This window comes from Dictyobacter sp. Z7_2, from assembly GCF_057551105.1.
The window spans coordinates 4,989,112-5,003,461 of record NZ_BAAJPE010000002.1 but is presented as its reverse complement, the minus strand read 5'-3'; the positions used below and the strand labels follow the sequence as shown (position 1 = coordinate 5,003,461).

At 50.1% G+C, this 14,350-nt stretch carries 13 protein-coding genes and 1 CRISPR repeat array (1 of these 14 cut by a window edge); of the genes, 6 read left to right on the top strand and 7 right to left on the bottom strand.

Features of this window, described 5'->3' with window-relative positions; all coding sequences use genetic code 11:
• Window positions 1-787: a CRISPR direct-repeat array (repeat unit 37 nt; unit sequence GTGGTAACCCACCTTTTCGCGCTTGAGCGATTGTAAC) (it extends 3,031 nt beyond the left edge of the window).
• A 237-nt stretch (window positions 788-1,024) separates the two neighbouring features.
• The gene (locus tag AC27N8_RS34345; protein WP_487074067.1) at window positions 1,025-2,293 is read right to left on the bottom strand and encodes a cytochrome P450; all 1,269 of its coding nucleotides are present in this window, start codon (window positions 2,291-2,293) and stop codon (window positions 1,025-1,027) included.
• Window positions 2,294-2,708: 415 nt separating this feature from the next.
• On the opposite strand from AC27N8_RS34345, the gene AC27N8_RS34340 reads away from it, so the two are divergent.
• Both AC27N8_RS34340 and AC27N8_RS34335 read left to right on the top strand, forming a co-directional pair.
• A complete protein-coding gene (locus AC27N8_RS34340; protein WP_487074065.1) occupies window positions 2,709-3,269 on the top strand; it encodes a TetR/AcrR family transcriptional regulator in 561 nt (186 codons plus the stop codon).
• A gap of 56 nt (window positions 3,270-3,325) precedes the next feature.
• Window positions 3,326-4,780 (top strand): cytochrome P450, encoded by a 1,455-nt coding sequence (locus AC27N8_RS34335; protein WP_487074063.1) that lies wholly within the window; start codon window positions 3,326-3,328, stop codon window positions 4,778-4,780.
• Window positions 4,781-4,803: 23 nt separating this feature from the next.
• On the opposite strand, the gene AC27N8_RS34330 is transcribed toward AC27N8_RS34335, so the two are convergent.
• On the bottom strand, window positions 4,804-5,385 hold the full coding sequence (locus tag AC27N8_RS34330) for a DJ-1/PfpI family protein (protein WP_487074061.1): 582 nt from the start codon (window positions 5,383-5,385) through the stop codon (window positions 4,804-4,806).
• A 321-nt stretch (window positions 5,386-5,706) separates the two neighbouring features.
• Here AC27N8_RS34330 and AC27N8_RS34325 point away from each other — a divergent pair, with 321 nt between their 5' ends.
• Both AC27N8_RS34325 and AC27N8_RS34320 read left to right on the top strand, forming a co-directional pair.
• Entirely contained in the window at window positions 5,707-6,090 is a 384-nt protein-coding gene (locus tag AC27N8_RS34325) for a methionine-R-sulfoxide reductase (protein ID WP_487074059.1), read from the top strand.
• A gap of 384 nt (window positions 6,091-6,474) precedes the next feature.
• Window positions 6,475-8,295 carry a serine/threonine protein kinase gene (locus AC27N8_RS34320; RefSeq protein WP_487074057.1) on the top strand — a complete coding sequence of 607 codons (1,821 nt, stop codon included), beginning with the start codon at window positions 6,475-6,477 and terminating at the stop codon, window positions 8,293-8,295.
• A gap of 3 nt (window positions 8,296-8,298) precedes the next feature.
• On the opposite strand, the gene AC27N8_RS34315 is transcribed toward AC27N8_RS34320, so the two are convergent.
• Window positions 8,299-9,168 (bottom strand): aldo/keto reductase, encoded by an 870-nt coding sequence (locus AC27N8_RS34315; RefSeq protein WP_487074055.1) that lies wholly within the window; start codon window positions 9,166-9,168, stop codon window positions 8,299-8,301.
• 1,087 nt (window positions 9,169-10,255) lie between these two features.
• On the opposite strand from AC27N8_RS34315, the gene AC27N8_RS34310 reads away from it, so the two are divergent.
• The gene (locus AC27N8_RS34310) at window positions 10,256-11,116 is read left to right on the top strand and encodes a class I SAM-dependent methyltransferase (RefSeq protein ID WP_487074053.1); all 861 of its coding nucleotides are present in this window, start codon (window positions 10,256-10,258) and stop codon (window positions 11,114-11,116) included.
• Window positions 11,117-11,208: 92 nt separating this feature from the next.
• Here AC27N8_RS34310 and AC27N8_RS34305 read toward each other — a convergent pair whose 3' ends face one another.
• The 4 genes from AC27N8_RS34305 to AC27N8_RS34290 all read right to left on the bottom strand — a co-directional run bounded on the left by AC27N8_RS34305 (window position 11,209) and on the right by AC27N8_RS34290 (window position 13,374).
• A complete protein-coding gene (locus AC27N8_RS34305; RefSeq protein ID WP_487074051.1) occupies window positions 11,209-11,844 on the bottom strand; it encodes a hypothetical protein in 636 nt (211 codons plus the stop codon).
• The gene (locus AC27N8_RS34300; RefSeq protein WP_487074049.1) at window positions 11,828-12,394 is read right to left on the bottom strand and encodes an RNA polymerase sigma factor; all 567 of its coding nucleotides are present in this window, start codon (window positions 12,392-12,394) and stop codon (window positions 11,828-11,830) included. The genes AC27N8_RS34305 and AC27N8_RS34300 overlap by 17 nt, the downstream gene beginning before the upstream one ends.
• Before the next feature lie 270 nt (window positions 12,395-12,664).
• On the bottom strand, window positions 12,665-12,808 hold the full coding sequence (locus tag AC27N8_RS34295; protein ID WP_487074047.1) for a hypothetical protein: 144 nt from the start codon (window positions 12,806-12,808) through the stop codon (window positions 12,665-12,667).
• Between the two features lie 155 nt (window positions 12,809-12,963).
• Complete coding sequence (locus AC27N8_RS34290) at window positions 12,964-13,374, bottom strand: cupin domain-containing protein (protein ID WP_487074045.1); 411 nt, start codon at window positions 13,372-13,374, stop codon at window positions 12,964-12,966.
• Between the two features lie 328 nt (window positions 13,375-13,702).
• On the opposite strand from AC27N8_RS34290, the gene AC27N8_RS34285 reads away from it, so the two are divergent.
• A complete protein-coding gene (locus tag AC27N8_RS34285; protein ID WP_487074043.1) occupies window positions 13,703-14,188 on the top strand; it encodes a hypothetical protein in 486 nt (161 codons plus the stop codon).
• Window positions 14,189-14,350 lie beyond the last annotated feature (162 nt).

The following is a 14,350-nucleotide window of genomic DNA, read 5'->3' as shown; positions in this document are numbered from 1 at the left end:
GCCTGGACAAACTGAGATAGTGGTAACCCACCTTTTCGCGCTTGAGCGATTGTAACTTTACATCCCCGCGCTACTTCAGGAGCGAGGGCATCGTGGTAACCCACCTTTTCGCGCTTGAGCGATTGGAACTATAGATATCGCAGGGCTCAATACCTGTGATGAAAAGTGGTAACCCACCTTTTCGCGCTTGAGCGATTGTAACTCTATGCCTCAGGGGTTTGAACATCACGGAAATCTTTGTGGTAACCCACCTTTTCGCGCTTGAGCGATTGTAACTAGCCTTCCATGCCTTTGTTGACCCCGATACGCTTGGGTGGTAACCCACCTTTTCGCGCTTGAGCGATTGTAACTATATCAACTCTTAAACAGTCAACTGATTGGGGGTTTGCGTGGTAACCCACCTTTTCGCGCTTGAGCGATTGTAACATCGCTGCCTGTCACCCAAACCATGACCCAGAGAAGTGGTAACCCACCTTTTCGCGCTTGAGCGATTGGAACAATCCTCACGTACTTTTACCATGGACGGAGCCAAGGTGGTAACCCACCTTTTCGCGCTTGAGCGATTGGAACACCTCTGGTTGTTGCGTATTAGTGTCAGAGGAGATGTGGTAACTCACCTTTTCGCGCTTGAGCGATTGGAACCACAGAGATATATTCAAGATATCCCCATACATATCGTGGTAACCCATCTTTTCGCGCTTAAGCGATTGGAACTTCTCTTGCAGGATCTTATTCGTATTGGCGTAATTGGTGGTAACCCATCTTTTCGCGCTTGAGCGATTGGAACAAGTGCCTCTATCTCTTGCATCCCTTCTTCGTGAGCAGAAGACTGATATTATGAATGCTTGAAAAATGATACCACTTGTTACATGAAATGATACGTTTTGTTACTGCTTTTCTTACAATTGTAGTGCATACTTGAGGGGAGACATCACGCTAAGGCGCCTGGACAGCGGAAGCGGGTCTGATAGCTCTACACTATCAGGCCCGCTTTCGTTTCATGCATACATTTCTGCCAGCCGGATCAGTCGATGGCGAGCTGGAAGTCGCGAATTTCGTAGCCGGTGGAGAGGGTATTCCAGGAGATTTGGGGCTGTTTGGCGATGCGCAGTCCTTCGATGGAGAGGAGTCGTTTCAGGAACAGATCGCTCTCCTGGATGGCGATGTAGGAGCCGGGGCAGCGATGAATTCCGTCGCCGAAGCTCATGAGAGCTTCTGGAATCTGACTGCCCGCGAGAGCGCGTCCGGGACAGAGAGCCATGGGCTGTTCGCCGATAACTCTTTCGTCGATATTGGCTCCCATGATGTGGACGTTGACCAATTCACCTTCGGGGATGACGACCTGCTGATCGCCCTTCTTGATCTCGATATCGGCGGTGGTGCGGCGATAGAGATCTCCGACGATGGGCTCCAGGCGCAGGATTTCGTTGAGGACGTCATAGCGCTCTTTCTCGGGAGCGGCCAGGTAGCGCGTACGCAGTTCTGTGTCTTCGAGCAGGTGCCAGGCGGCGACGCTGATGAATTCTCGCGTGGTGACCATGCCTGCGGCGGCATAGGTGATGCATTCGATCAGAATCTCCGGATCGCTATAATTTTGCGCGATCAGATGCGAGATAACATCCTCTTTCGGCGTACGTTTGCGTGCTCTGATAGCTGGTTTGACGTCCATTAAGAAGAAGCTCGAGATGGCCATTTGGTTCTTCAGAGACTTAAGAAAAACCTTGGGCGTCATGTGCTTTGCCATCTGCGACAGATCACCTTCAAAAAACGTGTTGATACGTTTATCCATGCCCGGAAGGATGCTATCCGTTAAGCCGACGACTTCGGCCGCCACTCTGACTGCCATGAAGCGCGTCAGAAAACTCAAGTCGCCATGCTTCTTTTTCTTCAGATCGGTCAGCAGATCATCGGCCACCGTCTCCATCAGCTGACGATATCCACTATCGACGGCCTTCGGCGTGAAAAAGCGGGCCGTCTGCTTGCGCTGGAGCAGATGATCTTTGCCTTCTTGATACAAGATGGCAGGCTTCATTTTGTTGCCCTTGTCCATCATATCCATCATCTCTTTGCCGAAGCCTGCCTGCTTCGCATTCGCACTGCGCAGAATAGCCCGTGCATCATCAAATCCCTGCACGTGCCAGACACCAGCCTCGTCACGATGGATCGGATCTTCCGCATTGATCACAGTGCCGCGCTTCGTTTTCTGGGCCGACCATGCACTATGGTCAATGGGACAGCCAGTCATCTGCTTTTCCTGTGCCCCGGATAGAGTCTCGCTCTGTTCGATCGACATAGTTTACCAACTTTCCTGCTTACTTTTCCTACTTTATAAGGTACACATAAAGGTACTGCACAGTTAAAGGTCGTTACAATTGTGCGAATGTTTCTCCTTTTGCTCTCACGAATCCTGGTGAAACTCGCCGTACAATTATGATATATGCTATAATTTTTGATATAGTGTGTCTCATATCTCCTACTTAGTATACTGTAGAACATCGCCATGGCACATGTCAAGAAGAGTGGGAAAATAGTTCAATGGTCACGAAGAGAGCAGGACATGATATACTGTAGAACATCAATCTAAGTTCTCGTAGTAATTTTGGGCGAAAGGTTTGGATAGCGAACGAGCTGGCAATTGATATGTTCAAAAGCCGTTCATCGTAGATCAATTAGGGTAAAGCAATGCTCGATCAATCATCAGGTGAGCCATGACGGGAGCCATTGAGAAGCAGATGGATCGCCGCATCAAGCGGACACAGCAGTCGCTGGCGAAGGCATTGATCGCTCTGACACTGGCAAAAGACTATGATGCGGTAACGATCCGCGACATCACGCAATATGCCGATGTCGGCTACGCGACTTTTTTTCGCCACTATCACGATAAGGATGCTCTCCTGGAAAGTGTCCTTGATGTTGTCCTCGACGAGCTGATGCAGCTCTTCTCGACACCTCTCGAGAACAACGATGAATTCCAAAACGGTCTGCTGCTGTTTCAATACGTGCAGCAGCACAGCGAGGTCATTAGCGTCTTGCTGCGCAGCGGAGGAGCCTCGGGACTCGTGAAACGTGTCATCGAGGCCAGCACACCCAGTGCTCTTGAAAAGCACAAGGCGCACGGCGACACGATCATCCCAAGCGATATCGCCGCCTACCATCTGATTGCAGCCTCCATCTCGCTGGTCCAGTGGTGGCTGGAGCAAGGGATGCCATATCCACCTGAACAAATGGGAGCTATCTATTATGAGTTGGTAATCCGTCCCACTCACTAGTACTGAATACGATTGTTGACCAGCAACAACAGCAAGCCTGCAGCATATATTTGAATATGACTATCCACACACCGGGAAACGGTCATCTATTCACCCGTAAAGAGAAAAAACATTTGCTTCAGTTGCCAGAGAAGACCGAGGGACAATCGATGAGCACGATCACACATCCAGCTTCGAGCAGGCAAAAGCCGTCGCTACCACCTGGCCCAAGGGGTTTACCAGTCCTGGGAGATCTATTGCCATTTCAAATGCGACCGTTAAGCTTTTTCCGCCAATTAGCACACCGTTATGGACGTATGGCAACGATCCATATTGGGAAGCGGCCAGTGATACTCGTGTTCCGGCCAGAGCATGTACGCTACCTGCTCGTCGAGCAGGCACGCAATTTTAGCAAGCCAAGCTTTAGCAATGGTGGAGGTCTCAAACGCTTTTTGGGCGATGGATTGCTAACGATCGATGGAGATTTTCACCGTCAGCAGCGGCGGCTGGTCCAGCCGGCTTTCCATAAGCAGCGCGTGGATCGCTATGCCGAGACGATGACCGGATTTACGCAGGAGCTGCTGGATAGCTGGCAGGTTGGCTCAACAGTAAACATCTCCAGCGAGATGCAACGTCTCACGCTACGTATCATCACAAAAACGCTCTTCAACGTTGACTCCCTGGACCAGACGGACATACTCGGACACGCCTTTGATGTGGTACTCAACAGCAGTCCCAGACAGATGGCCATACTTGGCAGATTCAGCCAGTCGACCTTACCTCAAAAAACTGTCGATGCCGTCAAACTCATCGATACGTTCATCTACGACCTGATTGCGCAACGGCGTGAGCATCCGCGAGATACCGGTGATGTCCTATCGATGCTGCTGGCAGCGCAGGAAGAACAGGACGCGATGACAGACAAGCAGGTCCATGATCACGTACTTACCTTCGTCGCCGCCGGACACGAAACCGCTCAAAACACACTCGCCTGGACATTTTATCTGCTCGCCAAAAATCCGACCGCCCGCCAGAAACTGCTGGCCGAACTGGAGACGGTCCTGCATGGACGCGTCCCGACCCTCGATGACCTGTCCCACCTACCCTACCTGGAGGGAGTCATCAACGAATCCTGGCGCTTCTATCCGCCCGCCTGGAGACAGGCTCGCCAGGCCATCGAGGCGTTTGAAATAGATGGCTATATGATACCGGCACACACGATCATCGTTCTGAGTCAATGGGTAACGCATAATCAATCCGATATCTGGGGCGATCCAGAAAACTTTCGGCCGGAGCGCTGGGAGCAGGAGGAAAAGCAGAAAATCCCGCAAGGGGCCTACTTCCCCTTTGGCCTGGGCTCGCATATGTGCATTGGCATGTCATTTGCGCAACTCGAGACCAAGCTCCTGCTCGCCACCATCTTGCAACGCTTCACACCTCAATTGACTCCCGGCACGCATGTCGTTCTCCAGCCGTTGGTGACGCTGCGACCTAAATATGGCATGCAGATGCGGCTCGATGCGTCGTATTGAGATACGATGTGTCCCCATTCGCCTTAGAGCTCAATCTGCGTGCCCAGCAGGTGGAGAAATTGAGCCAGCCAGATTGGATGAGTGGGCCATGCTGCTCCTGTCACAATATTGCCATCCACGACAGCCTGATCAACTCCCACATCCTCGAAATGGCCTCCCGCCAGAGTGACCTCGGGACCAACCGCAGGATAGGCAGTACAGGTCCTTCCGCTGAGGACTCCGGCCGCAACCAGGATCTGTGGACCGTGGCATAAGGCCGCAATCGGCTTGTTGGCCTCAGCAAAATGGCGTGCAATCGCCAACACGCGCTCATTTAAACGAAGATATTCCGGCGCTCGTCCGCCAGGGATCACCAGACCATCATACTCTTCCGGCTTAATATCGGCAAAAGTCGCATTCAGGCGAAAATTGTGTCCTGGCTTCTCGCTATACGTCTGATCGCCCTCAAAATCATGGATGGCAGTGCGCACCGTTTGCCCGGCCTCTTTTCCGGGGCAGACCGCATGCACAGTATGACCAACCATCAGAAGAGCCTGAAAGGGAACCATAACCTCGTAATCCTCGACATAATCGCCAACCAACATCAAGAGCTTCTTTGCACTCATCAGATTACGCCTTTCTTTTTCTCGTGACATATCCAGCATTCAACGCTTCGGTTCGGCAACTATTTCAGGGGCATGCTTTGCGCAGCATACATAATAGTTACAATGGTACAGTACAATATTTGAGCAGCAACGCACAAGGGGGTCAAGCGAAGCGAAGACATTGGTATTGCAGGAACATTTCAATTCTTGATTATGTTCTTATAGGTAGATACGTACAGAGTCGACGCCTCCGACAGGAGAACTTGACGGCATTGATGCAATATACTAGCATAAGTGTACAGAGTATTGCTGTGCGTGCATTCTAGAATGTTAGGAGCAAACATGAACGATTTAACCCCTCAAGAAGCGCGGGTGATCTTGCATAAAGGCACAGAAGCACCATTCCGTGGCGAATATGATGATTTTTATAAAGAAGGTACGTACATCTGTCGCCGTTGTAACGCCCCCCTCTATTCCTCAAAGACCAAGTTCGATGCACATTGTGGCTGGCCGGCCTTCGATGACGATTTTCCCAATGCGGTCAAGCGTCTTCCCGATCCCGATGGATATCGGACCGAGATCGAGTGCGCCAACTGCGGAGCACATCTGGGACACGTCTTTCTGGGAGAGCATCTGACCAGGAAGAATACGCGACATTGCGTCAATTCATTATCCATGCGCTTCATTCCCGAAGGAACGGCCCTACCACCAACGCTACATGAATAATTGAAAATTCACTCCTGCTTCCTCAAAAGCTGAGAGACCAGACGAGGCAGGTCGTGACGTACCAGTACGTCGCGACCTGCCTCGTCGTGCATCATTGGATCTCTGATCGCTTCGGGAAGAAGAAAAAGAATATTTGTTAAAACTCTAATAAGAATTTCACGTGAATGACTATACTAGCGATCATTATTATGTTACAATGAGTGTATATTACAGACTTATGGTGTAACAGAGAAAATAGGAATCCATCTCTCTCGGCATTCTATAAAGGGGATTTCTCATCGACTAGCTGTCGCACAATCAGATAAGTCTATCTTTATGTATCGATACTTCATTTAGCTCTATTTGTATGTATATATTTTTACCTGTAGGACAAAAAAGATGCACATGCCACATCAATTTCGTCGCTATGATGTTACTATCATGCTTGAGCACCATAGTAATAACGCGACGTATCTTGTCAGCACGAATGAGCAGCCAAAACGGAAAGCGATCCTAAAAGTCTTTGACAAGCCCGCCCTCATCACCCTGGAGAAGCGGGAAAAATTTCTCCAACACATCAACAAGCTCATTCACATCCAGCATCCGCACATCGTGCCGCTCATCGACGGGGGGATAGAAAAAGGCAGCGCCTACGTTGTCAGCGAGTATATGGTTGGCGGCTCGCTCCGTGCTCGTCTGGACCAACTCTTCCCTGAGCGACTACCCATCGACGAGGCGATCACGATTGTCACACAGATCGGACAGGCTTTAACCTATCTTCACGACCAATCGATCATCCATGGACATCTCCAGCCAAAGCATATTTTTTTCGATGTCCTTGAACACGCTTTTCTCGCAGATATTTATAGTCCTAATCAAATCACGCCCAGCAAACAGGAGATATCGCTCAACAGCCTCCGCTACCTCTCTCCGGAGCAGGTACAGGAAGAGGACTCCACGCCATTGGGCACAGCGTTAAGCGATCAATATGCTCTTTGCTGCGTTGCATACGAGTTGTTGACCGGTCAAGCTCCATTCACGACAAAAGATATCGACCGGTTGAAAGAGCAGCAACTGCGTATCAGACCAGTCGCCCTGACCAGCCTCGTCCCTGAGTTGCCTGATGCGATCAACAAAGCCGTCCTCAAAGGACTGGAGAAAGATCCGCTGCAACGTTATCCCACCATCGCAGCCCTGTTAACGGCGCTACAGATAGCCTCGCCAGAAGCAACGCCAGCCGCCATTCCAATCATAGCTGCGATACAAGCGACCAAATTTGTACTCCCGAACGCGGCCGCCAAATCGGATGCAGATGTCATTGCCCACTTCGCCACCAGTGATCATCTGCCAGCCATCACAGGGATCAAAAAAACAACCCGGCAGCTATTTTCCACGCTGGGATATCCAGTCAGCGCCAGGATCGGACGTCCCATCAGTGCAGCAATACCGGCAAGACAGCAGAGATTATGGCTTGGCTCAGCCCTCCTGACCCTCATCTGCTGCGTGATCGTCTATCTGGTATTCGCCGTCTATAGTCCGCCTGTCTCCCTGACCCATGGTGCCTCACAGACGCCAACGAGCACCAAACCGACCACCATTGCCACCATAAAACCTACTCGGCCCATAGCAACGCCAGTTCCCACAACGTCCATATCCATACTTCCCTTCCCGACAGCCAAACCCACACAAACAACCGTACAGATACATCCCACCCCACCTCCAGCGCCAACGCCAACCCCCACAGTCAGCGTAAAAAAACCGACCGCCACAGCCATCACAACACTCTTTAGCGGCCAGCTAAGCGCAAGAGCGGGCTATCGAAATACGCTTCCAACCACACTCATTCCTCAACTCAGCATAAGGAATGTCAGAATCGAGGCAGATGTCTCGACCAATGGTAACGGCGGCGGCATTATGTTTCGTAGCAACCAGAATGGCACGGCAGGCTATCGCTTTTTCATCGGCACCAATGGCTCTTACGAACTCTTTACTACAAATCAATTCATCGCGAGTGGATTCAGTCCAGCGATCAAAACTGGTAATAACGTCTCCAACCATATCACGATCGTCGCCATTGGCAGCTCAATCTCGATCGCCATCAACGCCAAAAACGTCGTAAACACCTTCAATGATGACTACAGTTCTGGCAGCATTGGAGTATTCACATTTACATTCAATCGCTCAAGCGTCACAACGTGCAATTTCAACATCTATGCCGCAAGCTGATAGTTATCCACGCAGAGCGGCGATCGTCTTGAACTCCTGCTCGCTCAGATGCAATGCGGCTCCGGCACTGTTCTCTTCCAGGTGCCTGACGGTAGAGGTACCTGGAATTGGTAACATTGTCCGCGAGCGTTGCAGGAGCCAGGCCAGCGCGACCTGACTCGGCGTGGCTTGATGCGCCTGGGCAATGGTATCCAGAGCGCTTCCGTGCTGAGCCAGATTGCCGGTCGCCAGAGGAAACCAGGGAATAAAGCCGATACCTTCACGCTCGGTGACGTCGACCAGATCTTCGGAGGCTCGATCAAGGATATTGTAACGATTCTGGACCGAGACAATCGGGACGATACGGCGAGCCTGCTCCAATTGCGCCACCGACACATTAGAGAGTCCAATATGACGGATCTTACCTTGCTGCTGGAGACGAGCCAGCTCGCCCACTGATTCCTCAAACGGAACTTTGCGATCAGGAGTGTGAAACTGATAGAGGTCAATACGCTCCAGGCGCAACCGCTTCAAGCTCCCCTCCAGAGCCGAGCGCAGATGCTCGGGACGACCATCGGGAGACCATCGATCGGGACCTGAGCGCGTAAAGCCTCCCTTGGTAGCGATGACCAGCCCGCTCGGATATGGTGATAGCGCCTCGGCGATCAGGTTTTCGCTGACCTCTGGACCATAGGAGTCGGCGGTATCAAAAAAATTAATGCCCAGTTCAATGGCCCGATGAAGCACTGCCAACGACTCTTCTTTATTAGCCGGTGGCCCCCAAACACCTTTACCAGTAATCCGCATCGTGCCAAAACCCAGTCGATAGATCGTCAGATCACCGCCCAGAGTCAGCGTACCACTCGCCGCAACCGCACTTTTTAAGTCTGCCATGATTTGTACTCCCAGAATTCTATCTTTTACCCTACATCTTCTCATTGAAGTTATCTGCAGAACAATTTATCCCAACATTGACAATCCAATCAGCCAATTTAGAGAAAGCATACCCCAAGTTTTTTACACTGTCAAAGATTAATTACCTCAAGAATACGATCATACAGATAAAATGCGTCTTTTAAATCAGTATTGATTGAAAAACCGCAAATGTAGCACAGGGGTTTTACGCCCCTGTGAGGTGCCATAGCGCAAAACATCCTCTATTGATCATATTGCCAGGGAGGCTCTGGGAGCTGAACATGATACATAAGTGGCATGGGCACCTCACAGGGGCGTAAAACCCTCTCAATTACCCACATCTTCTAAGGTCATCAATAGGAGATCGCTTGAAAGGCCAGACAACATTTGACACGATTGCGATAGGTGCTCTTAAGCTCATCAGTGCCAATCAGCCTGTGAGCAGCTATAAAGCCTATCGCCAAAAGATGTGGGTAATTGAGAGGGCGTAAAACCCCTGTGAGGTGCCATAGCGCAAAACATCCTCTATTGATCATATTGCCAGGGAGGCTCTGGGAGCTGAACATGATACATGAGTGGCATGGGCACCTCACAGGGGCGTAAAACCCCTGTGCTACATTTGAGTTATATAAATATATAAGTGCAATTCATGCAAAAAATGAAGCGCGCCCAAGAGATTCCCTCCCATTGACAGATTTCTTTTTTTGCAGTTACAATACAAGCATAATAGATAACATCTTCTTTGGAGGTTCTAACATCTATGACAGATCGCCGCTAACTCCATCCTGTTTCATATATGTGGAGTGAAACAAGCGCCATACTTCTTGCTTAAACTCTGCAAGGATTATATGGTGCCCAGGGACATGGAGCAGCGTGGCAACGTAGATGTTTTATCTGGACCTCCGGCGAGCAGCTCACGCCTATCATTTTGCATCGCCCCTCCCCTAAAGCAAGGACAGTCGCCACATAAACTATTGTTACACTTTTCATGGCATCCTTGTGCATCAGATGTCCCTGCGGATTATCATCTCAAGCAACGCATTTTTGAAAGGACAAAGGTAGCCAGATGTCACATATCGCGAAACCCTATAAACTTGTCAGACATCATGCCCTGGCAGGACAGTCCTATGATGCTGATCTCCCCAATGGCGTGCGCAATGGCGTGAATCATGAGTTGAAGCGCCTGGAGAAGTTTGCTCCGGTTGAGTACGCTATCACAAAGCGCTATTTATTACGCTACATTGCTGAGGGTGGAACAATTGCCGATGTGGGTGTCGGCGTGGGACACTATAGCGAGCTTCTAGTACGTCGTGGCAGCCATGTGCATATGGTAGATGTTGCATCGCGCCTGTTGGAGGCTGCTCAAGCACGCTTGATACATGCTGGCTTGCAAGAAAGCATCCTGAGTATCACAAACGGCTCCGCAACGGATCTTTCATTCATCCCAGACGCCTGTTGCGACGCAGTCCTGATGCTTGGTCCGTTTTACCATTTGAGCGTGTTAGAGGAAAGGCTCCAGGCGGCTTCTGAAGCCCAACGTATCCTGCGCCCCGGTGGATTGCTCTTCGCAGCAGGGATTAATCGCCTGACGATGCTTGATTGGGCCTATTCCGCACGACCAGAGAATATTCTGTCCGAACGAGAGGAATTAGAAACCATCCTGAGGGCAGGCGATCTGGCATCATCAGAGGTAGGAGTACCAGCCTTCTGGCACCTGACAACTAGCTCTGAGTTTCAGGCTAATTTTCCTACATTTCAGCAAATTGCACTGATTGGAGTGGAAGCATTCGCCCAGGGTAAGGAGGAGAATCTACTCAAACTCTCGCCAGACCAGCAAGAGGCCTGGCTCGATCTGATAGAGAAAGCTAGCAAGACATCTGAAGGTCTGGGGACAAGCGGACACTTCCTCTACATTGGTCAAAAATAAGGCGTCTAGCAGTATCATAAAAGCGCGCAGAAGTAGTAGTATTCTCTATTACTTCTGCGCGCTTTTCAATCACATGCCTTACCGGGAAATGACTAATTCGATTTGGGTGTCGGAGTAATCGGCACCTTCGTTGTTGGCGTCATCGGTGGCTTCGCTATTGGCGTCATCGGTGGCTTCGCTATTGGCGTCATCGGTGGCTTCGCTATTGGCGTCATCGGTGGCTCCGTTGGCTTTACACAGGGCACGGGAGTTGGGGACGCGGTCGGAGGAGTAGATTTACTGGTCGGCGTGCTTGCACAAATAGGTAAGCCGCCTGATGCTGGCCCACCTTTTGTCTCTGCCGCATGACTCATGATCAGCGCGGTACTCCCAATCACCAGAGCAAGCACGGCAACTGCGAGTAAGGTTCCCAGACGCGTGATATTCTTTCTATGTGATATTTGATAGTGCATATGATAGTGCTGTAACCTTTCTTTCTTTTCCTGTTTGCTTATTTGTCGTTTCTCTCCAGTCAAGGAGAAAAACCTGTCATCATATTTCTGTGAAATAGCCATCCAGGCATGCTCTAACGTTCTAGCTTGCGCCTCATGCTCGTAATGGAGCGTCAGGCGTTGCACGAGGGTTGCATCTTGACTATTTCCTTGCATCTCATCTGATGCATAGTGTTGCAATTGCTCAATCTGCTGATCGATATCCTGTGGGTTGAATTGATCATCGCCGTGTGTCATGATGATCTCCTCCTTCTTGAGCATGATACATACTGCGCAAGTGATGAAATGTGCGCGAAAGTAGAGATCGAATACTGCCTTCACGCTTCCCAACAATCGTGGCAATCTGTGCGCAGCGGAGATTTTCCCCGAAGCGCAGATACAGCACTTGTTGTTGCAGAGGTGAGAGACGCTTCAGTTGCAAAGCCAGATAATCATCTTCCTCTTGTCTGATACTTATCTGCTCTGGCCCTCGCACCGGATCTTCAGTAGTCTGATCATCTAGATCTATCGATGAAGCGTTGTCAGCTTTGCGATACCGATCAACCACCTTGTTGCGGACCACACGCCAAAGCCATGCCTTCTGCTCCTGGGCAGTCAAAGCAGCAAAGGTATCGCTTTCCAGCGCCGCTACAAACGTATCAATTAAAATATCCTCCGCATCCTGCAAAGATGAGATCTGCCTGGATACGTACTTCAACATCTTTGCAGCATGTTGCTGATATAACAGAGCTAGCTGCTTCTGAGCGACAATATCCTCATGTTGCATAACCGACTGTTGCTGTTTCATACTGAGTACCATGGCCTCCAAATGTCTTGAGATCTCACCTATTCATATCGTGAAAACCCCAAAAGTGCTGCATCAGCGCCACAAAGTCATACTCCCGTATTCTTAGTACCAGGGATTTTATGAGATATGATGTAGTTTTAGAGGAAGCGCGCCAACACAGTGGTCTAACCTACGTCATTGCGCCGTCGTCCAACGAGCCAGGATGAATCTTTGCAATTCGCGTGATCGCGACTGCCAGGCGTCAACGCTCACCCACGTATGGGAGACACATCACCGCTCCTGCATCGACGCAATGACGTGGGTTAGACCAGTAGCGGCGCGGCTCCGCCGTGCTGTCACTGGACGCACAACACCGTCCCACGTGCCGATGGAAGCAACGCCAACAAGACGCTCCACGGTGGGAAGATTGTGCAATGGAACCTCATGAGGAGCATGGTCGGACGAGTCACAGGCAGCACGGCGGAGCCGCGCCGCTACGTCGGTGGGCGTCTCACCCCACGAGGTGCATATCTCAGATGAGAGATCGGTGCGATGACCATTGACAGAGTAGTAGCGGCGAGATGATCTTGCTACGGCGTGGCGTCAAAGACATTGATCACGATCGCAGACAGAGTATCCTCATCAGTCCAGACGGTGTGATCGAGGTGGGCAGGCCATAGGACTGCGTCTCCGGCCTGGATCTCACGCGTCTCACCAGCAGGACCGCCGATACGGACGCTTCCTCGTCCACTGATGACCAGAAAGAGGATCTGATGCTCGGCTGAATGCTCTTCAATAGAGCCATGGGGATCAAAATACATCGCCTCGACCTGGAGATTCGCATTAAGAAGAAGAGGCAACCCATTGAAGCGTCTGGAGAGTTCATCCTCGTGCCCAGATCCCAGCTGGGCACGATTGAGTTGGATAGGAACTCCGTAGAGGCCGGGATGATTGCCAGGGATTTTAATTTTACTCTCAGGGCCGAACCGTCGCATCTGCATTGGTTTACTCCTTGTTTAACCGTAGAGACGGCAATTGTATTTACTGGATACTAGTATAGCTATTTTTGTCAGGAAGCCGGTATGATTTTCTCTTATTGCTTTCACTGCACGTCCTATAAGATATTAATATTTGTATACATGAAATTATCGATGATGCATCTCAACCATTGACATGTAACCTATAAAACAATATTCTATTATTAGATAGCTTTTTCTTATATAGTAAGAAAATGGGGCAGAAGTAAAGAGAGTCTTATTAGAGAACAAATTTTACCATGATTCACACATGTAACGAAAACGCATCACACGAAGACAAAGGGGATCTTTTATGAACAGAAAATGCATCTCGCTCTTTCTCTGCTATGGATTGATAGGGGCTCTGGCAGGTTTCGTCCTGAATCCTATGGCGCCATCAGTTCAAGCTCAGACTCAAAACAGAGGGATGTCTATGCACAGTGTACAGAACGTCGCCATTCCTCCACCAACCGTCATTGTAGCCATCTCCGGCTCGACCAACACCTGTCCGGCCACATTCTATATCCGCACAAGCGATGTACTCGTCGCAGCGCAATGTCAACCATTACAACCAAAGATCCTGCCCTCAAAGCTCACCGCAGCCTTAATGGCTGATGTCCTTGTAGCTCAACCATTAGATGCGCTCCCCCAGGTTCATGGCTGCATTAAACCAGCAAGTTTTCGTACTATCACTACAATTACGTTTGATTCCAAAAAAAGCCCTGATGTCTCCTGCTCAGTCGATAAATTTGGCAAGAAGCTCTATCAAGACATCATTGCTATCAAGAACGCTGTCTAAAGTAGCAGCGTCATCACAATATATCAGTTCTTAAAGCCCGTGCGCTGAAAGCTTCTTTCAGTCAGCACATGTCGCTCATAGTTTGATACATGTTCTGCGTATATGCATTCTTAATAGAAAGGGAGGCTATATACAGCCTCCCCTGCGCACCTGATACCGTGT